Annotated in this window: 17 protein-coding genes; 11 read left to right on the top strand and 6 right to left on the bottom strand. The window is 52.7% G+C overall.

What is annotated here, in order from left to right:
* Nucleotides 1-50: 50 nt before the first annotated feature.
* Complete coding sequence (locus tag IEY53_RS25690; RefSeq protein WP_189030065.1) at nt 51-1,238, bottom strand: ROK family protein; 1,188 nt, start codon at nt 1,236-1,238, stop codon at nt 51-53.
* A gap of 287 nt (nt 1,239-1,525) precedes the next feature.
* Between IEY53_RS25690 and IEY53_RS25685 the strand changes: the two genes are divergently transcribed.
* From IEY53_RS25685 to IEY53_RS25640, 8 genes are all read left to right on the top strand, one after another.
* Nucleotides 1,526-2,161, top strand: a complete 636-nt coding sequence (locus IEY53_RS25685; RefSeq protein ID WP_189030064.1) for a chromate transporter — start codon at nt 1,526-1,528, stop codon at nt 2,159-2,161.
* A gap of 12 nt (nt 2,162-2,173) precedes the next feature.
* The gene (locus IEY53_RS25680; protein ID WP_189030063.1) at nt 2,174-2,707 is read left to right on the top strand and encodes a chromate transporter; all 534 of its coding nucleotides are present in this window, start codon (nt 2,174-2,176) and stop codon (nt 2,705-2,707) included.
* Between the two features lie 84 nt (nt 2,708-2,791).
* Nucleotides 2,792-2,923 carry a PTS glucose transporter subunit IIA gene (locus tag IEY53_RS25675; protein WP_229696353.1) on the top strand — a complete coding sequence of 44 codons (132 nt, stop codon included), beginning with the start codon at nt 2,792-2,794 and terminating at the stop codon, nt 2,921-2,923.
* Nucleotides 2,924-2,995: 72 nt separating this feature from the next.
* A complete protein-coding gene (locus IEY53_RS25670; RefSeq protein WP_189030061.1) occupies nt 2,996-3,283 on the top strand; it encodes a hypothetical protein in 288 nt (95 codons plus the stop codon).
* 24 nt (nt 3,284-3,307) lie between these two features.
* On the top strand, nt 3,308-4,288 hold the full coding sequence (gene msrA, locus IEY53_RS25665) for a peptide-methionine (S)-S-oxide reductase MsrA (protein WP_189030059.1): 981 nt from the start codon (nt 3,308-3,310) through the stop codon (nt 4,286-4,288).
* A 245-nt stretch (nt 4,289-4,533) separates the two neighbouring features.
* Nucleotides 4,534-5,655, top strand: coding sequence for a phage tail protein (locus IEY53_RS35950; protein ID WP_308424258.1), 1,122 nt, complete (start codon nt 4,534-4,536; stop codon nt 5,653-5,655).
* Nucleotides 5,656-5,687: 32 nt separating this feature from the next.
* A complete protein-coding gene (locus tag IEY53_RS25645) occupies nt 5,688-6,215 on the top strand; it encodes a phage tail protein (protein ID WP_189030057.1) in 528 nt (175 codons plus the stop codon).
* A 27-nt stretch (nt 6,216-6,242) separates the two neighbouring features.
* Entirely contained in the window at nt 6,243-11,735 is a 5,493-nt protein-coding gene (locus tag IEY53_RS25640; RefSeq protein WP_189030055.1) for an invasin domain 3-containing protein, read from the top strand.
* Between the two features lie 316 nt (nt 11,736-12,051).
* On the opposite strand, the gene IEY53_RS25635 is transcribed toward IEY53_RS25640, so the two are convergent.
* Nucleotides 12,052-12,387: an NIPSNAP family protein gene (locus IEY53_RS25635; RefSeq protein ID WP_189030053.1), complete on the bottom strand. Its 336-nt coding sequence runs from the start codon at nt 12,385-12,387 to the stop codon at nt 12,052-12,054.
* Between the two features lie 66 nt (nt 12,388-12,453).
* On the opposite strand from IEY53_RS25635, the gene IEY53_RS25630 reads away from it, so the two are divergent.
* Together IEY53_RS25630 and IEY53_RS25625 are read left to right on the top strand one after the other, a co-directional pair.
* Nucleotides 12,454-12,984, top strand: coding sequence for a GNAT family N-acetyltransferase (locus IEY53_RS25630; protein WP_189030051.1), 531 nt, complete (start codon nt 12,454-12,456; stop codon nt 12,982-12,984).
* Nucleotides 12,985-13,052: 68 nt separating this feature from the next.
* Entirely contained in the window at nt 13,053-13,784 is a 732-nt protein-coding gene (locus tag IEY53_RS25625; RefSeq protein ID WP_189030049.1) for a ZIP family metal transporter, read from the top strand.
* Nucleotides 13,785-13,951: 167 nt separating this feature from the next.
* Here the strand turns inward: IEY53_RS25625 and IEY53_RS25620 are convergent, their stop codons facing one another.
* Nucleotides 13,952-14,941, bottom strand: coding sequence for an aldo/keto reductase (locus IEY53_RS25620; protein WP_251037843.1), 990 nt, complete (start codon nt 14,939-14,941; stop codon nt 13,952-13,954).
* Nucleotides 14,942-15,046: 105 nt separating this feature from the next.
* A complete protein-coding gene (locus IEY53_RS25615) occupies nt 15,047-15,895 on the bottom strand; it encodes an AraC family transcriptional regulator (protein ID WP_189030047.1) in 849 nt (282 codons plus the stop codon).
* A 313-nt stretch (nt 15,896-16,208) separates the two neighbouring features.
* Here IEY53_RS25615 and IEY53_RS35945 point away from each other — a divergent pair, with 313 nt between their 5' ends.
* Nucleotides 16,209-17,351 (top strand): YsnF/AvaK domain-containing protein, encoded by a 1,143-nt coding sequence (locus tag IEY53_RS35945; RefSeq protein ID WP_189030045.1) that lies wholly within the window; start codon nt 16,209-16,211, stop codon nt 17,349-17,351.
* 160 nt (nt 17,352-17,511) lie between these two features.
* Here the strand turns inward: IEY53_RS35945 and glpX are convergent, their stop codons facing one another.
* The gene (gene glpX / locus IEY53_RS25605; RefSeq protein ID WP_189030043.1) at nt 17,512-18,507 is read right to left on the bottom strand and encodes a class II fructose-bisphosphatase; all 996 of its coding nucleotides are present in this window, start codon (nt 18,505-18,507) and stop codon (nt 17,512-17,514) included.
* A gap of 118 nt (nt 18,508-18,625) precedes the next feature.
* Nucleotides 18,626-19,426 carry a pyruvate, water dikinase regulatory protein gene (locus IEY53_RS25600; RefSeq protein WP_189030041.1) on the bottom strand — a complete coding sequence of 267 codons (801 nt, stop codon included), beginning with the start codon at nt 19,424-19,426 and terminating at the stop codon, nt 18,626-18,628.
* Nucleotides 19,427-19,440 lie beyond the last annotated feature (14 nt).

Here is a 19,440-nt window from a genome sequence, read left to right as displayed (position 1 = left end):
AAGAAACCCAAACTCCTGTGCAAGGAGTTTGGGTTTCTTAGTGCGTGGCTTTAGCCTTCCCATTCATGAAGCAGCAGAATGGCCGCACCGGTAGCGACGGCCTCATCTTTGAGCATTCCTTGGGAGAAGACCGGGCTGTACTCGGGGTAGTGATATGTGTTTTTTTTGGCGATCTCAAGTGCAGTATTGTATACAAGCGGGTGGGCATTCACAAGAGCGCCTCCCAGAATAACGTACTCCGGATGCAGTGCATTGATCAAGTTGGCCAATCCGATTCCGAGATAAGCGGCAGTTTCTGTAAACTGCTCTTCAACCAGTGGATCTCCCTCAGACAAAGCATCGATCAAAGCAGCAAAACTTACATCTTCCGGGGGGAGACCGCTAAGCAGACTGCTGCGTCCCATCTTAAGCTGGGTTCGAATCCGGTCCTCCAGTGCCAGGATCGAGACATAAGCTTCCAGTGCCCCGTAGTTGCCCTGATTGCGGAGCCTTAGTCCGTTGGTCTGAATAATCATCTGCCCGACAGCCCCTTCGGTATCGACAGCCCCCCGTAATACCTGTCCTTCCGAAATCATGGCTGAACGGATATTTATGCCTGCATGGATGTATAACACATGCTGAATGCTCTCATCCTTCAGCGCCCAATGTTCCCCAATTAAAGCCGTGTTAGCTCCATTGTCCAATTTGGCCGGGATCTGCAGCCGGTCTTCAATCATCGCGCAAATGGGAACGTTCCTCCAGGAATCCGAAGGGAAAAACTCGGGTTTTAAGATCACGCCATTTTTCTGGTCAAGCGGGCCCACAGCTCCAATGCCCATACCAAGCACATCTTGGACAGAGAGTTTGTGGGTAAGGAGAAAAGCTTTGGCTTCTTTCGTTACATGGTCAACAAAACGTTCAGGTGTCATGCCTTTATCCATCTTTAAGCGGACAACAGACAAAGCATTTAAATGCATATCATATAACCCCAGCGTGGAGTAGATCCTCGATATTTCAAGTCCGAAAACATAACGGTAGGAAGGATTAGTCTGAAATAAAGTAGGCTTTCGCCCGCCAGTGGAGTTTCCCAGCCCGGATGCCAAAATGGTTCCCTGCGCAAGCATTTCTTCGAGCAGTCGGGTCATGCTGCTGCTGGTCAAAGAAAAGTCTTTGAGCAAATCGGCTTTGGACACGGTCCCAAGATAGGAGATTCTATTATAAAGCTGCTTTTTTATCGAAGGGTTAGAGCGGGTTATCATAAGTTTTATCTCTCCATTTCCAAGCTGGTAGGTCGGGATAAATCCAGTATAACGGGATCCTGGTTACTTTTCCAGTAAATATGATAGGAATAATCAAGATAATATCAAAAAGATATTTTTTAACCTGTAAAAGGCTGTTTTGGAGGGGGAATTGGATTATGTTTATTTGATTTCATGAAAGTATCCTGAACTTAAAATCAAAATGAATAAATGTGCTATAATAGGATTATCCAAATATTCAATGTGAGATGTGAGATGTGAGATGTAAGATGAAAAGGGTGGCAGGGATGAATACTAAATTAAAAGAACAAATCAAGATGCTCCCGCAAATTTTCGGGGTTTTCTTTCGGATCGGCCCTTCTACTTTCGGGGGCGGATATGCCATGATTGCAACGATTGAGCAGGAAATTGTGCATAGAAAAGGCTGGATGGAGGAATCGGAAATGGGCGATATGGTGTCTATTTCCGGGTCAGCTCCAGGCGGTGTTGCTGTAAATTCCGCTGCGTTTATCGGATACCGTTTGGGAGGAGTGCCCGGAGCAGTGGCTGCTGTCACCGGCATCACCTTGCCAACCTTCGTAATCGTTTTTGTTCTGAGTCTATTTTACGCTCTTTTTAAAGATAATGATAAGGTGGAAGCTGCACTGAAAGGCATACATGCTGCTGTAGTCGCTCTTATTATTATGGCCGCATTCAAAATGGGTAAATCCTCCATACTTGATGTCCCGACCCTCTTCATTTTGGCAACTGCGCTGTCCCTGCTTTTGTTTACCGGAATTCCTCCTTTTTATCTTATTCTTGGTGGGCCGCTTGTCGGCATAGCGGTTGTGATCATGAAACGAATGATGGGATTGTCCATCCGGACCGAAGCACCATCTGCTGCTTCCAAGCAGGAATTAAACTTTCCTGAATACTACATCTAAGGGGATCTGGGTATGCTTTGGCATTTATTCTTTGTATTTTTAAAGGTCGGCTGTATCTCCTTCGGTGGGGGATATGCGGTAATGACGTTAATTCAGCGGGAAGTAGCCAGCAAGGGCTGGGTAGACAGCGGGCAATTTGAGGAGATTGTAGCTTTGGCAGGGATGGCTCCGGGTTCTATTGCCACGAATACAGCTACCTTAATCGGATACACGACTTCGGGTATTGCCGGGGCGGTCGCATCGACGACCGGCATCATTTTGCCCTCGCTGATTATCGTCATTGTGATAGCCGCTTTTTTTCTCAAGCTTCAAGGGAATGCCTGGGTCAAATCATCTTTTTATGGTTTGCGGCCGGTTATCACCGGATTGATTATTTATGCAGCCTATCATTTTGGACTGGGTGGCCGGACAGAGGCGTTACTGAGCTGGACTATGCTTGGAACCGTAGTAATTTGTGTGGGCTGCCTCATCGCTGTGACTCATTTCAAAATTCATCCGTTTACCGTTATCTTATTGTCGGCCATCGCCGGAATTATTATTTTTTAGCAGGTGCCGTCACGTATATTTGACAAGCAAAAATGGGTGAAGGGATAGCGATTGAGCCGTCTGAAGGGAAGGTGTATTCTCCATTTGATGGAGTGGGAAGGGTTCTTGTCCCTGGTGGAGACGGGAGCACAGGTGAAGGCCGGTCAGTTGCTGTTGGAATTCGATATGGAGTTTATAGAGGCAGCGGATGATTACGAGCTTCTTTGGGGCGCTTGAGCAAGATATTTACAATGTGTATATGGTAGGATTGTTTATGAAGCTGATCAATTCAAAGAAAGAAGGTGCACGATGACCTATTCTCAGCGTTCGACCCATCCCGCAGCCTCCTCGGACATCATGTATCTGGAGTACCAGATCGGCAAGGTCAAGGATGATATAGAAGAGATCCGGATTGTTCAAGAGGATTATGAGGCAAAGCTGAATTTTCTGAGAACTGCGCCAGGCTATGATCCGGCGGCAGGCTCCCCGGCAGAACAAGACCTGCAGGCCAAGCTTGCGGCGCAGAGAGAAATATTGGATAATGTCATTCAACAGCGCGTGGAGCTGGAAGCCGAACTCGCCAAATATGAGGATTAATTCCTTTATTTAAGGGGGAGCCGTATGCTGGACAAGATCAATAATCAACAACTTGCCACCTTCGCGGGAGGCTGCTTCTGGTGTATGGTCAAGCCGTTTGATGAACTGCCGGGCATCGTGTCCCTGGTTTCCGGCTATACGGGCGGACATACCTTGAATCCCACATATGACGAGGTGGGGACGGAAACTACCGGGCATCGTGAAGCGGTGCAGATTACGTTCGAGCCGGAGGTGTTTCCGTATGAGCGCCTACTCGAAATTTATTGGCAGCTGATTGATCCTACGGATGCAGGCGGACAATTTATGGACCGCGGACATTCCTATAGGTCGGCAATTTTTGTGCATAATGAGGAGCAGCGGCAGCAGGCGGAGGCTTCCAGGCAGGCCCTTCAGGCCAGCCGGAGGTTCAAAAAGCCGATTGTGACAGAGATTTTGCCGGCCAGTCCGTTTTATCCCGCCGAGGATGAACACCAGCAGTATTATAAGACACATGTAGCAAACTATAAGGCTTATATGAAAGGTTCGGGACGCGAGGACTTCACGGGGCAATATTGGAACAATCCTGAAGATAAGAAACGGCTGCGGGAACGCCTGACGGAGCTGCAATATGAGGTCACTCAGAATAAGGCTGCGGAACAGGCGTATCAGAATGAATATTGGGATATGAACCAGGAGGGATTGTACGTCGATATTGTGAGCGGCGACCCCCTGTTCTGCTCAAAGGACAAATTCGACTCCGGCACCGGATGGCCCGGATTCAGCAAGCCGCTGGATGAAGGGCTGATCCGCAAGGAAGCGGATTACAGCAGTGATCAGGTGCGGACAGCGGTCCGGGGCAGGCTGAGCCATGCCTATCTGGGGCATGTATTGTATGACGGCCCGGAGCCCACGAAGCTGCATTACCGAATCAACTCGGCCGCTCTGCGGTTTATTCCGAAGGAAGAACTGGAGTCTAACGGCCTGGGACGGTTTGTGCAGTTATTTAAAGCAGATAGGCTGAGATGAATATAACTAATGGCAAGCCGCCGGTCCCGGGGGCTTGTTTTTTTGAGTTTTTGAACAAAGATAATCTATATAGAATGGGCCGGAAGTCCAAACATTCACCGTAGTCTCGATCCACTCCCCAAATAGAAAAATTTCAAGTTCAGTATATATAGTTTTAAAATATATTCTCAAAGTCTTATTTTACCGCTATGATGAGATTATCTACATAAATGATAGACAGCAAAAGCAAAAAAAGGAGGATGCCGGTGGACAAGAATAAAAAAATATCCCGCCGTGAATTTCTGGCCAAAGCAGGAGCGGGAGCAGCCCTGATGGCGATGTCCGGGGCCGGACTTAACTGGCTGGCAGGAACCAAGACGGCCTATGCATCAGATATCTATCAACCCATTGTGGGTGAAATCAGTATGTTCGCAGGGAATTTTGCCCCGCAGGGATGGGCGATATGCGACGGCAGCGTGCTGCATATTTCTCAAAATGAAGTGCTCTTTCAACTCATTGGCACGACCTATGGCGGTGATGGACAGGTGACCTTTCAGTTGCCGGATCTGAGGGGGAGAGCTGCGATGCACGTCAGTCCGCAAACGCCGCTGGGTTCTTCCGGAGGTGTGGAGTCAGTCACTCTGAAGTCATCCGAGATGCCGGCACATACTCACGATGTCTACGGGCATGCTTCATGGGGCAATAAGAACAGTCCTGAAGGTGCCGTATGGGCCAAATCTTCGGCCTCCAATTATATGGAGGGCGGAACGGCAGGGAATATGGGTAGAAGTGAGGTCAAGATGGCGGGCGAAGGTTTGCCCCATGACAATATGATGCCTTATCTGCCAATTAACTTTGTGATTGCCCTGGAAGGAATGTACCCTTCCGTAATGAATGCAGACTCTTATTTAGGCGAGATTCGTTTAGTGGCCTTTAATATGATCCCTAACGGCTGGTATGCCTGCAATGGAGCCATTCTGTCCATCCAAAATAATACAGCACTGTTCAGTATTCTGGGGACAATGTACGGTGGGAACGGGAGCACAACGTTTGCGCTTCCGGATCTTCAAGCCCGGGTACCCGTACATTATAACTCCAACTATCCATTGGGATACAAGGGGGGAGAGAGAAACCATACCTTAACTGTCCAGGAGCTTCCGGCACATAACCACAGCATCAGCGCAACAACGACGGCTGTGGACACGGCAAGTCCGGTGGATGCCGGGTTTGGAGCAACTCCTGTCTCGGCCTATCATCATACTCCGGATGTCAAAATGGGAGATGCGCTGCTGCCATCCGGCTCATCCCAGCCCCATGAGAATATGCAGCCCTATCTGACACTTAATTATTTGATTTGCGGGGCGGGGATTTTCCCTTCAAGAAGCTAGACAAACTGAACAGTTGAAAGGGGAGAACAGACATGGGTTATCTTGGAGAAATCCGGATTTTTGCCGGTAACTTTGCACCAAAGGGCTGGGCTTTCTGTGATGGACAATTGATGCCAATAATGCAGAATACAGCGTTGTTTTCTTTGCTGGGAACTAATTATGGCGGGGATGGTAAAACGACATTCGCCTTGCCGAACCTGGTTGGCCGGGTTCCTATCCAAGCGGGCATGGGGAATGGATTGACGGATCGGACGCTTGGAGTCTCCGGCGGCAGCGCTGCTGTGGAATTGAATAGCGGCCAGCTTCCCGTCCATAATCATACTCCAGTATATAAAGAAGGGGGGATGCGGAAAGATCATCCTGCCGGAGCAGTGTGGGCCAAGCCTGGAGGGCGTGTGCCCGCTGCAAGCTATTCGTCTTACGGACCCAATCGCACGGCAACTATGGAACAGGGAGCTGTAAGACCCGCAGGCGGCAGCCAGCCGCATAATAACATGCAGCCTTTTCTTGCCCTTAATTTTATTATTTGCACTTCCGGTGACTTTCCGCCTAGATCTTAAATGAAAATAGAATGAGGAGGTGATCTATTGAAAGCAGGCAGGATTCTGCACCGGTTGGTTCCTTACATCGGGCGGAAATTTACGTATGGCACTGCCGCATTGGTTCTTGTTATGTGTCTGTTTATGGTAACGGCGCTTGCGGCTGCCGCAGCGGAAACCATTTCGGTAAATACGATGGCAGATACGGAAGATGTGCTTCCCGGTGATGGCATTTGCGCGGATTCTTCCGGTAACTGCTCATTGCGGGCGGCGATCCAGACGGCCGATGCAGGCAGTACGGATTATGAAATCAAGGTGCCCGCTGGAACCTATACCCTTACCTCCGGTGATCCGCTCGAGCTGAGAAATCATATGGTCCTGACCGGAGATGGGGGCAGCGACGGAAGCGCAGCGGAGTTGACGGTAATTCAGGCGGCTGCCGCTCCGGGCAATGCCAATTTTCGCGTGTTCAATCTGAATCCCGATGCGGAGGAAGCAGGTTATGACATCACTTTGCAGAATATGACCGTTCGCGGCGGTGGAGTGAATGCTTCCGGTGATTTTGGCGGTGCCGGAATTTTGGGGTATACGGGCCAGAGGACGATTACACTGCAAAATCTGATCATTAAGGACAATGCAGTGGGGGACGGTCTCTATGGGGGAGGTCTTAATATTGCCGGCCCGCCGACAGGTGCTTTGGTTCTGCGCGATACGGTGATTGAGAATAACACTGCCGGGAGCGCTTCGGGCAGTTATACTGCGAGAGCAGGTGGAGCCTATCTCGAAGGCGATTTGAAGATTTCGATTTCAAATACGAAGTTTATAGGTAATACGGTTTACGGTTCAGGAGGAGGAATGCAGGCCTACCCGCAAACGGCAGCACCTGGCACCGTTACGGTTACTGGCTCTCTTTTTACAGGCAATCAGGCGTTCGGATCTGTTCAAAAAGAGGATTCTGAAGGCCGGGGTGGCGGAGTTTTTATGCAAAGAGCGGCTTTGATCCAGTCCACGGTATTTGAGAAGAACTATGCGGACGGGGATGGTGGCGGACTGGCTGGAGATGTGTATTCCGGTTTGTTGACATTGTCCGAAGTAACGATTACCGGGAATGGTGCTTACGGAAGAGGCGGCGGGATTTATATGAATGATACCGCTAAACTGTCCCTTAGCCAGTCCACTGTTCAAGACAACGTCAATTCGAATGATCAAAGTCCAAGTGACATTGAGGTAAGCTCGGATGTTGCAGATGTTGTGGTTCAGCTGGGCAGCAGTCTGCCTTCATTAATAGTAGCTGGACAAAATGGCCTCAGTTACGATATGAGCGTACGCAATACAGGGAAGACAGCCACGGCCAAGGATCTCAAGGTTCAATTTACGCTGGATTCCAAAATGACCCCAGTATCCCTGAGCGGCACGGACTGGAGCTGTGATGTATCTGAACTTACATGTACAACTACGAAGAGAATTGCGGACAAAGGAACCTCTTCAGCGATTCAATTGGTTGTTGATGCAGAAGCAGACGCTGGAAATGAGGCTTCTGTAAAAGCAGAAGTGGTGATGGAAGAAGAAGCGAATACGCTTAACAACTCAAGAACGGACTTGATTCCGGTAGTGTCTCCGGTGACATCAACATTAAAGGCAGAGGATGCCCGGCTGGTGGCTGATGGAAGCAATACCACTACAGTTCAGCTTCAGTTGAACAATGCGGCAGGAACTGCTGTAAACGATGATGGCAACGCTGTTCTGCCTGTGCTGACAATTACGGGTGGAGGTACACTTGGTCCGGTAGCCAAGCTGGGCGGAGGAGCTTATCAGGCGACCTTAACCGCGCCGACGACGATTGGAACCTCTACCATCGAGGCCAGCTTAAACGGAGTTCAACTCCAGGAGCAAGCCAAAGTTGAATTTGTTGCGGCAGGAGCCGACGCTTCCAAGTCGAGTGTGGCGGTGGATCAGGTTACACTGACAGCGGACGGCGTGAGCACCGCTGAAGTTACAGTGACCGTGCGCGATGCGCAAGGGAACCCGCTGTTAGTCGGCGGCGACACCGTGGTGATAGCGGTAAGCGGCGGTGGCATCGTGGGAACCGTCGCCGATCATGGCAACGGGACCTACGGCGCGACGTTGACCGCGCCGACAAGCACGGGCACAGCAACGATCACCGCGAAGGTGAACGGAGCAGTTGTGCCGGGCACGGCCACGGTAAGTTATGTGGCCGGAACTGCAGACGCCGCCAAGTCGAGCGTGGCGGTGGATCAGGCTACGCTGACAGCGGACGGTGTGAGCACCGCTGAAGTTACAGTGACCGTGCGCGACGCGCAGGGGAACCCGCTGTTAGTCGGCGGCGACACCGTGGTGATAGCGGTAAGCGGCGGCGGCAGCGTGGGAACCGTCGCGGATCATGGCGACGGGACCTATGGCGCGACGTTGACCGCGCCGACCGCAGTGGGCACGGCGACGATCACCGCGAAGGTGAACGGAGCAGCTGTGCCGGGTACGACCACGGTAAGTTATGTGGCTGGAACCGCAGACGCCGCCAAGTCGGGTGTGGCGGTGGATCGGGCTTCGCTGCCAGCGGATGGCGTGAGCACCGCTGAAGTAACAGTGACCGTGCGCGATGCGCAAGGGAACGCGCTGTTAGCCGGCGGCGATACTGTTACGGTCGCGGTGAGCGGCGGCGGCAGTCTGGGAGCCGTCGCGGATCATGGCGACGGGACCTATGGCGCGACGTTGACCGCGCCGACAAGTATGGGCACAGCAACGATCACCGCGAAGGTGAACGGAGCAGCTGTGCCGGGTACGGCCACGGTAAGTTATGTGGCCGGAACCGCAGACGCCGCCAAGTCGAGCGTGGCGGTGGATCGGGCCTCGCTGACAGCGGATGGCGTGAGCACCGCTGAAGTGACAGTGACCGTGCGCGACGCGCAGGGGAACCCGCTGTTAGTAGGCGGCGATACCGTGGTGGTAGCGGTGAGCGGCGGCGGCAGGGTGGGAACCGTCGCTGATCATGGCGACGGGACCTATGGCGCGACGTTGACCGCGCCGACCGCAGTGGGCACGGCGACGATCACCGCGAAGGTGAACGGAGCAGCTGTGCCGGGCACGGCCACGGTAAGCTACGTGGCCGGAACCGCAGACCCCGCCAAGTCGAGCGTGGCGGTGGATCAGGCTACGCTGACAGCGGATGGCATGAGCACCGCTGAAGTAACAGTGACCGTGCGCGATGCGCAGGGGAACCCGCTCTTAAGCGGCGGCGATACCGTGGCGATAGCGGTAAGCGGCGGCGGCAGCGTGGGAACCGTCACGGATCATGGCGACGGGACCTATGGCGCGATGTTGACCGCGCCGGCCGCAGTGGGCACGGCGACGATCACCGCGAAGGTGAACGGAGCACCTGTGCCGGGCACGGCCACAGTGAACTTCGTGGCCGGGGCGGCCGACGCGTCGACTTCGACGCTAACGGTGGACCGGACCGAACTTCCGGCAGACGGAAGCAGCACCGCTCAGGTGACCGTTACGTTAAAGGACAGCAACGGCAATGTGCTTGCCGGGGGCGGTCAAGCGGTAAGTCTGAAAGTAAACGGCGTTGGGACGCTCAGCGCCGTAACTGACCTGGGTGATGGGACATACCGGGCAGTACTGACTGCACCGGTGGTGGCAGGCTCTGCCCAAATATCGGCGGAAGTTGGCAGCATGCGCCTGGCGGCAGAAGCCAGTGTGAACTTTATCGCTGATCAGAATGCCAATGCCCGTGCGCTTTTTGTCAATGGAGCACCACTGAAGGATTTTGATCCGCAGATCTACAAATATGTGTATAACGTACCTTATTCTACTGATCAGGCCACAGTAACCGTGCAGACTTACAGTCCGTATGCGGCAGTAACGGTTACGGGCGCAACGTATCTGGAAATAGGTCCAAATGATCTACAGGTTATAGTAACGGCACAAGACCGGGCGGTAAGCAAAACCTACCATCTGACCATTGTACGTGCAGTGCAGGATCTTTCATCGGATGCGCGGGCAGTAAGCCTTGTTGTGAACGGTTCAGCTCTTCCGGATTTCGATCCGGACGTAAGGGATTATACACTGAATGTTGCCCATGAAACGACATCCGCTCTGGTAGAGGTCCAGACAGCTGAGCCGGATGCGAGTGTCATAGTGTCCGGCGGGGAGAAACTTCTCGTCGGCAGCAATACGCTTAAGATTATCATTACGGCACCGGATGGGGTTACTACCCGGACCTATACGCTTCATATTGTGCGTAAGGCCAAGGAAGCAGAAGCTTCGGCCAATGCTGACCTCGCAGCGCTGGCTGTGGACGGTGTACCTTTGGCCGGGTTCCAGCCGGATACCACTTATTACAAGTTAAGTGTTCCCTATGAAATAACCAGCGTTACTGTCACAGCCGAGGTGTATGAGGCCGGGGCTACGGCCGACATCTGGGGTGGGGACATACTGACTGTCGGCAGCAATCTGGCAGCTGTCACCGTTACGGCACCGGATGGAGTCACTACCAAGCGGTATGAGCTGGAGATTTACCGGGCGGAGCCGCCTGTTGTGGAGCCGTCTCCAGGGTATAATCCCCCAGTGGAAGCAGCACCGCGCTCCAGCAATTCCTTCCTGACAGGTCTGACGCTGTCGGCGGGGATGCTGAAACCGGGATTCTCTCCAGGGACCACCGCTTATGAGGTTACGGTTGGCCCTGAGGTCAGTGCTCTTCAGATTACGGCGCAAGCCGAGGATTCGAAAGCAAAGCTTAAGATCATGTATCTGGCGGCTGGTCAGGCTACAGAAGGGATACTTTCCTCTGCAGAGAACAGTCTGAGCGGGAACATCCCGCTCGTTGCAGGCGAGAACAGCATTAAGGTGTTGGTTATAGCAGAAGACGGTTCCTGGAGAACTTACAGCCTTCGGGTATTCCAGGAGCAAGTATCCGGCCAGTCACCGGGCCCGGAAGCTCCTTCCGGTTGTATCCTTGAGGGCATAACCTTCAATGATATTTCCGGCCACTGGGCGGAAGAGGAGATCAGACAAGCCGGATGCCGCGGCCTTGTGCAGGGTTACCCGGATGGCGGAGTGCATCCGGACACGCCGGTTACCCGGGCAGAATTCATCATGCTGCTGGCATCGGCCCTAAACTGGAATGCCGACATCACCTCAACAAATGCTCTCTCTGCCTTCAAGGACCAGGAGAGTATACGGCCTTGGGCGCAGGCTGCCATATCCCAGGCTGTGGAGCAGGGAATTGCCACAGGCCATGAGGATGGGAGTTTCCGTCCGGGTAGCTCAATCAGCCGTGCTGAAATGGCAGTCCTGATGATGCGGGCACTGGGGGTTAAGCCTGAAGCGGGAGCCACGACTTCCTTTGCGGACGATGGCGGAATTCCGGCATGGGCCAAGGCTTATGTGGCTGAAGCTGCCGGGAAGGGCTTGATTAACGGGCGCTCAGGCAACCGTTTTGATCCTTCGAGTCAGGCTAGCCGCGCCGAAGCGATTGTACTGCTGCTGCGTCTAAGCAATCTGTTGGCTGATGAAAGTTAAGCTAAACCTGTAGCAATCAGCAAAAAGCAGGCCAAGGGTGTTAAACCCCGGCCTGCTTTTTTATTAGCAGGTGTTAAATGACGGCTCTGCGATGGCGACGAGTAGGACCTACTGTATTTAGTGCAGCAGAATAGCTCTGGGAGGACCCAAAAGTCCATTCTGATGTATTTCATACAGCAGAAATTTAGAAAACAGGCATTTTTAAGCCGTTTTTGCTATTTCCAATGTATAAAATGCAGCCAAATCGAAAATTAGCTAGCTTTACTCTCAGCCTGATGTATAAAGTACATTGAAACGAATCCAACCACTCGTAGATTCAATAAAAAAGCCTCGCAGAAGTCTCCATTCCCTCAAACACAGGCTTGAAGAAGTTCCTCTCATAGCTGATAATAAATTGATGCTCATTGGCATAATCTAGGGCAGCCTGGCATTTCGGATTTCCGGGGATTTCGTTGCGGTAGGTCTCGTAGGCAGCCAGAGTGGGGAAAGAGAAGGTAGCATAAGCGATATTGCTGGGTCCTTCGTGGGGCAGCAGATATCCGTGGTGAAGCCCGCCCAGCTCATGGACGAGATCAATCCACAGTTTGCCGTAATGCTCGAAATGCGCCATTTTGGCCGGATCAATCACATATTTGAGGAAACAGGTTACCATGGTGAAGCCTCCTGACAACAATTTTTTCTTAATTATAGCTTAATTTAGCTGAAAAGAGGTGTATTTATGGATATCCGGCTATTAACCGCCGAAGATGCAGAGAGGTACCGGGCCATCCGCCTGCAGTCTCTTCTGGAGCATCCCGAAGCTTTTCTCAGCACCTATGCTGTTGAAAAAGAGCTGCCCCTGGAAACCACGCGCCAACGGCTCAGACCCTCCGGGGATCAGTTCACCCTCGGGGGCTTCACGGAGCAAGGAGAGCTGACTGGAGTGGTCACTTTTATGCGTGAGTGCAGGGACAAAATCCGCCATAAAGGAAATGTGTTTGCCCTATATGTTCGTCCCGAAGTGCGGCAGCAGCGATTGGGGTATGCTCTAATGACGGAACTGATTGCCAAAGCCGAGCAAATCGAGGGGCTGGAAGTTCTTCTGCTGGCGGTAATCTCGGAGAATCTGGCGGCGAGGCGCTTATACGAAGCACTGGGGTTCACCTGCTATGGCACAGAGCTTAATGCTTTGAAGGTGGGAACACGTTATTGGAGCGAAGACTTGTTCAGCCTGCCGCTGGACCTTAGGATAGAGAGAAAATCATCATAGAGACATAATTAGGGCTGATGGAAGCATAAGCTTGGTCTATCAGTTCTGTCCCAAAAGGAGTGGAAGACTTGGAAACAGCGCTTCTTGGCAGCTTTTTATCGGCAATGGCAACCGTACTCGGAGTTATTCCCATTCTGTTCGTGAAGAAATTATCCGAGAAGTGGAAGGATGTGCTGGTCGCCTTCACCGCCGGCATTATGGTGTCCGCCTCAACCTTCGGCTTAATGCCGCAAGCCATCAAAGAATCGGGAATCCTTGCCCTGTCCCTGGGGCTGATTACCGGAGTGCTGCTGCTCGATTTAATCGAGAACAATATCCCGCATATTGATGTGGAGAATAAACCCGGCTACACCAACATGGATTCGAAGGCGCTCCTTGTCCTGATTGCGTTGTTTATCCATAATATCCCTGAAGGGCTCAGTACAGGCTTCAGTTATGCCAGCGAGCAGGTCAGTTTAGGTCCTACCGTGGCCATAGCCATCGGGGCGCAAAATATGCCGGAGGGTTTGATTCTGGCTGTCTTTCTGATGAACTCCCAAGCTACCAAGCTGAAGGCGGTAATTATGGCCGCCCTTACCGGCCTGATGGAGATGGTGTCGGCAATTGTCGGTTATTTTACAGCCAGCTCGCTGCAAAATGTAGTCGGCTATGGTTTAGCCTTCGCCGCCGGTGCAATGCTGTTCATCGTCTACAAGGAGCTGATCCCCGAAAGCCACGGCCACGGGTATGAGAGGTCGTCGACCTACTCCTTTATTTTTGGATTGTTAATTATGGTGTATATTACTCAGATATTCGGCTAAAAGATGGCTAACGTGAACGTGGGGGGTTATCGCTGGGGTTTTCCGGCTTTCCGATACCCCTGAGCATAGCTTTTCATAAAAAAAGACGGCACATACGTACCCTGGCAGCCCTTAAGCTGATTTTGGTACATGTGCCGTCTTTTTTTGCTGACTCCTGGTGTTGTGAACTATCCCCGTAAAATGTTCTCGATTTGCTCCAGCTCTTCCGCGCTAAGCTCCGGCGCGTTCAGGGAGGCGACAGCATCCTCGATCTGGCTGACTTTGCTGGCGCCAATCAGAGCGGAGGTAACCTTGCCTCCGCGCAGCACCCAGGACAAGGCGAGCTGGGACATCTTCTGTCCGCGTGCGGCGGCAAGCTCATTCAGCTTGCTGACTTTGGCGATAACCTCTTCCGTGATCTCCTTCTCGGACAGGAATACACTTGGCCCGGCAGCGCGGGAGTCGGCTGTAATGCCGTTAAGGTAACGGTCGGTCAGGATACCTTTCTGCAGCGGCGAGAAAGCAATCGTGCCGATGCCTTCTTCCGCAAGCACATCCTGCAGTCCATCCTCGATCCAGCGGGACATCATAGAGTAGTTCGGCTGATGGATGAGGCATGGCGTGCCCAGGCGGCGCAGAATCTGTGCGGCTTCACGCGCTTCTTCCGCCTTATAGTTCGAGATGCCGACATAAAGGGCCTTGCCTTGGCGCACCAGCAGATCCAGCGCAGCCATGGTTTCTTCCAGCGGGGTGTTCGGGTCCGGACGGTGATGATAAAAAATATCGACATAGTCGAGTCCCAGACGTTTCAGGCTCTGGTCAAGGCTGGAGACGAGATATTTTTTGGAGCCCCATTCCCCGTAAGGTCCCGGCCACATATAATACCCGGCTTTACTGGAGATGATAAGTTCATCCCGGTAAGGGGATAAGTCTTTTTTCAGGATTTGTCCGAAATTCTCTTCTGCTGAACCCGCAGGCGGCCCGTAGTTGTTGGCGAGGTCAAAATGGGTGATCCCCAGATCAAAAGCTCGCCTTACCATGCTGCGGCCGTTCTCAAAAACATCATTGCCTCCGAAATTATGCCACAGACCCAGCGAAATCGCCGGAAGCAGCAGGCCGCTTGAGCCGGTGCGGTTATATGTCATATTGTCATATCTGGTTGAGCTGGCATCATACATGATTCATTTCCTCCTATAACAGGTAGTGTGCTGCGGCAAGAACATTGTATACGCTCTTATTGTAGCGGAAATGTTGGGGCAAGCGTATGTCAGCAAGGAAGATATTTATAGCACAATGTCACTATCGTTATGCCGGAGGCGGTATTCCTTGGGTGAGCAGCCTTTGACCTTTTTGAACATCCGCGAAAAGAGCAGCGGGTCCTGATAGCCGACGGAGCGTGAAATGTCGCCAATGGTGCAGGTGCTTTCGGTCAATAGCTCACAGGCTTTGGCCATACGGAAAGTCAGCAAATATTGCTGCGGCGGCAGGCCGATGGTCCGCTTGAACAGTGTGGACAAATATTTGCGGTCCAGCTTCAGGGAAGAGGCCATACTCTCGACCGTCACATTCTCGCAATAATGCGCATGAATGAAATGCAGGCATTGCTCCACGTAGATGCTTTTTGCCCGCGGCAGCGGAAGAATATCCGGGGCTGCCGGAGCCAGCTTCAGCAATAGGGCAAGGAACTCATACATAATGGCTTTAAGCGGAAGATCCAGACCATCCTTTGAATCTGCTGCTTCTGTAAGAAGTCTGTAGAGCTCCGGCATGAGCTGTTTGTCCATCGGAAAAACGGGCAACTCCGGCGATAAAGAGGTTTTGCCCAGCAGACAGGGAACCTCTTCTCCGGTAAAAGCTATCCAGGAATAGGTCCAGGGATCGGAGGAGTCGGCCGCATAATAAGTCACGATATGAGGGTAGGTCAAAAAGGCTTGTCCCGCCTGCAGGATGTGTGTCTGTTCCCCTACGGTTACAATCCCCGTCCCTTCATGGATAAAATGTATTTTGTAGATGTCGCGGACCCCGGGGCCTACAGTGTGGCCGGGGGCACATTGCTCCCGCCCCCAGTAATGCAGATGCAGATCGGGATTGCCCCGGAACGGACGCTCGGAATTGTAATGAAAGATTGCCATGGCTGCGTTTAGCCTCTTTTCCTGATTCAAAGATTGCCTGCGGCCTTTACATTATACAATAGATTTCCGGTGAGGGATAAAGCGAACCGTGAATGAGACATCGGGGATAAGGTGAACCTAGAGAGTGCGTACAACACCCGGACTTCCGTTTAAGTTGTATTTCCCTAATGATTTCCTGTTTCATATTTTTATATCTGGATCACTCCTGAAATTTGCAGAAAATGAGTTTATCCGCAATCCGTTTGGTTAATTAAGCAATGAAGCAGAGGCAACACTTAACCAACAACAAAACAACTAGCAGGAGGGAATCGTTATGAATAAGAAAATTGTAGGTGTGTTTTATACCGAGCATGAGGCTTCTTCGGCCATTGAGGATTTAAAACGGCATGGTTTTCAAACAGAGGATATCTCCGTCATTGCTAGAAACAAACGCGATGTTACAGCGATTAGTGAAGAGACGGGAACCAAAGCCCCTGAAGGACTGGCTTCCGGCGCGGCGACCGGGGGTCTGCTCGGGGGTGTGACAGGACTGCTTGCCGGAATCGGCGCCTTGGCCATTCCCGGAATCGGCCCCATTATTGCAGCGGGTCCTATTGCGGCTACGTTGGCCGGTGCTGCGGTAGGAGCCGGTACAGGCGGACTGGTTGGCGGATTGATTGGCCTCGGTATTCCGGAGGATGAAGCAGAAAGTTATGACCGCCATGTAGATGAAGGACGGATTCTGGTCATGGTCGATGCCGACAACACAAACGCCAGTGATGTCTACTCTGTATTCCGCAATCATAATTCTGCCAATGCCGATCGGTATATGGAGGAGGACACCCTGGCGGACGGTTCAGTGGATGCCGCCCGGAACTCCGTATCGGATACGGTAGATGCCGCATTCAACGGTTCGGGTCTGGAAGGGCGCAAGGATACCGGACTGGATACGATGAATTCAGCCGGCGGCCGGAGTGGAACGTCACCGCTGAATGATGTGAACAGACCGGGAATGACGGGATCGGTTCATTCCGGTATGCCGGATGACGGGCTGGATGAGGAACGTAAGCTGCGTCTGCGTGAGGAACAGCTGAATGTTTCCAAAAACAAAGTCCAGACAGGTGAGGTATCGGTCCGCAAGGAAGTGATTGAGGAGCAGAAAACAATCAACGTTCCTGTCTCCCATGAAGAAATTGTGATTGAGCGTCATGCTGTAAATAATGATTCCACGGCAGAGCCTGTCGGAGCGGAGGAAACGATCCGTATTCCGGTAAGCGAAGAGCAGGTGGAAGTTAATAAAAATACGGTGGTTACCGGCGAAGTCGATGTTCATAAACGCGAGGTCCAAGGCACGGAACAAGTTCAGGATACTGTGAAGCGTGAGGAAGCCAGGATTGACAAGACCGGCAGTGTGAAGCTCAGTGACGACGAGCTTAGACGAAGCCGGGAAGAAAGCTCCACGTTCAACAGACGTTAAGTAAAACGGGCAGCAAGGTCTGGCTGCGTTCAACTTTACGGTCCACGAAGTACGCAGCGTAAACAAAAAGGGTTTTCCAGCTGTCCAGAAGGCAGCGGGAAAACCCTTTTTGGCATCTATCTTATACTCTGCTGTGGCGGGGAAAGGGTTACCGCCTGCGTTACATCGAGGCAGCGCTTGCCTGGCCCGTCATCCGCTCCGGTATTTCTTTTCCGGGCAGGAAATGAATGCTGCGGATATAGCGGATTGTACGGCTTTGGGCGCGCATGATGACCGAATGAGTCTCGGCGCGTTCCTTGCCGATGAAACGGACACCGTTCAGGAATTCACCGGAGGTGACACCTGTGGCGGCAAAGATGACGTCGCCTGTGCCTACCATGTCCTCCATATAGAGCACACGTGTAGGGTCGGCGATGCCCATGCGGAGACAACGCTGCATCTCATAGGGCCCGTCCGGCAGCAGGCGTCCCTGCATTTCTCCGCCCAGGCATTTCATGGCGGCAGCGGCGAGTACACCTTCCGGCGCTCCGCCGGAGCCCATGTACAGATCCACATCGCTGTCCGGCAGTGCCGCAGCGATGGCTCCGGCCACATCACCGTGGCTGAGCAGCTTGATCCGTACGCCAGCTTCGCGCAGGCTGCCGATCAACTTCTCATGGCGTTTGCGGTCCAGCACCATGACGGTCAGCTCGGAGAGTGATTTGCCGCTGAACCGGCTCGCCTTCTGGAGAGTAAGCTCCACAGGATCTTCAATACTCAGCTTTCCTGCTAGCTCGGGGCCGCAGGCCAGCTTCTCCATATAAATATCGGGAGCATGTAGCAAGCTGCCCTTGTCGGCAATGGCAATCACGGACTGGGCGTTGTGCAGCCCGCAGGCCACCACCTCGGTGCCTTCCAGCGGGTCAACGGCTACATCGACCGAAGGGCCGTTCCGGTTCCCGACTTTTTCCCCGATATAAAGCATAGGAGCTTCATCCATTTCCCCTTCGCCAATGACCACGGTGCCGTCGATGGAGACGGAATCGAACATGGAACGGATGGCGGTGGTTGCCGCATCGTCGGCTGCATTTTTATCCCCGCGTCCAATCCAGCGGGCTGAAGACAAAGCGCCCAGTTCAGTTACCCGTACAATCTCAAGTGCCAATTCGCGTTCCATAATGTTTCCCTCCAGTGCGATTTTTGTATAATAGCCGTTCCTTCTGTACTATCCCGGGGGCCCCGCAAAGTAATCGGGCTAAGCATCGTAAGCATTAGCTTCACTTTGTGGGGTTTCTTTAGATGTAGCCCATAATAATTCCGGCAGTTTCTTCAATGGCTTTGTCGGTGATATCGATCACCGGGCAGCCCAGCTTGGCGAAAAGCGCTGTGGCATATTCCATTTCCTCGGTAATGCGGGCCAGGCTTGCATATTGGGAGCCGACGGGCAGGCCGAGCACCTTGAGCCGCTCGGAGCGGATCTTCAGCATATGCTCGGGGTCCATACTGAGCCCGATCAGCCGATTGGGCGGCAGACTGAGCAGCTGCTGCGGCGGTCCGATCTCCGGCACAATCGGATAATTGACCACTTTCTTGCCCCTGTGGGCCAGGAAGATGCTGAGCGGTGTCTTTGAGGTGCGCGACATGCCGAGCAGCACAATATCGGCTTTCAGCATGGCGCCGAGATCGCGGCCGTCATCACAGGCGACGGTGAATTCAATCGCCTCGATCCGGCGGAAATAATTCTCGTCGAGCTGATGGAGCAGTCCGGGCCGCTGCTGGGGCGAGTCATCGAAGGTGTCGATGAAGGCTTGCATCATCGGGCCCATGATGTCTACGATGCGCAGATCAAGCCGAACCGCTTCTTCGCGGATCATCTCCCGAAGCTCCGGCTGTACCAGCGTATAAGCGACAAATCCTTGATGCTGGGCCGCTTCTTCCATCAGCTTGCGCAGCTCCTCTTCATGCCTTACGTTGCCATATCTTCTCAGGGTGACCCGCTGATTCTGGAATTGGTGCAGGACCGCCTGTACTACAGCCTCGGCTGTGTCCCCTATTGAATCCGAGCAGATCGTTACGAAATGTGACGGTTCCTCCATGCGCTTTAGATTCC

The organism is Paenibacillus albidus (assembly GCF_014644435.1).
Lineage (GTDB): Bacteria > Bacillota > Bacilli > Paenibacillales > Paenibacillaceae > Paenibacillus_AQ > Paenibacillus_AQ albidus.
The sequence above is the reverse complement of the archived record's forward strand: the minus strand, read 5'-3'. Positions and strand labels throughout refer to the sequence as shown.

Bases quoted from the DNA above. Each gene is read 5' to 3' on its own strand.
- IEY53_RS25685 (WP_189030064.1), top strand. From the start codon at position 1,526: ATGAATACTAAATTAAAAGAACAAATCAAGATGCTCCCGCAAATTTTC.
- IEY53_RS25600 (WP_189030041.1), bottom strand. From the start codon at position 19,426: ATGGAGGAACCGTCACATTTCGTAACGATCTGCTCGGATTCAATAGGG.
- IEY53_RS25615 (WP_189030047.1), bottom strand. From the start codon at position 15,895: ATGGCAATCTTTCATTACAATTCCGAGCGTCCGTTCCGGGGCAATCCC.
- IEY53_RS25620 (WP_251037843.1), bottom strand. From the start codon at position 14,941: ATGTATGATGCCAGCTCAACCAGATATGACAATATGACATATAACCGC.
- IEY53_RS25680 (WP_189030063.1), top strand. From the start codon at position 2,174: ATGCTTTGGCATTTATTCTTTGTATTTTTAAAGGTCGGCTGTATCTCC.
- IEY53_RS25690 (WP_189030065.1), bottom strand. From the start codon at position 1,238: ATGATAACCCGCTCTAACCCTTCGATAAAAAAGCAGCTTTATAATAGA.
- IEY53_RS35945 (WP_189030045.1), top strand. From the start codon at position 16,209: ATGAATAAGAAAATTGTAGGTGTGTTTTATACCGAGCATGAGGCTTCT.
- IEY53_RS25645 (WP_189030057.1), top strand. From the start codon at position 5,688: ATGGGTTATCTTGGAGAAATCCGGATTTTTGCCGGTAACTTTGCACCA.
- glpX (WP_189030043.1), bottom strand. From the start codon at position 18,507: ATGGAACGCGAATTGGCACTTGAGATTGTACGGGTAACTGAACTGGGC.
- IEY53_RS25630 (WP_189030051.1), top strand. From the start codon at position 12,454: ATGGATATCCGGCTATTAACCGCCGAAGATGCAGAGAGGTACCGGGCC.
- IEY53_RS25670 (WP_189030061.1), top strand. From the start codon at position 2,996: ATGACCTATTCTCAGCGTTCGACCCATCCCGCAGCCTCCTCGGACATC.
- msrA (WP_189030059.1), top strand. From the start codon at position 3,308: ATGCTGGACAAGATCAATAATCAACAACTTGCCACCTTCGCGGGAGGC.
- IEY53_RS25635 (WP_189030053.1), bottom strand. From the start codon at position 12,387: ATGGTAACCTGTTTCCTCAAATATGTGATTGATCCGGCCAAAATGGCG.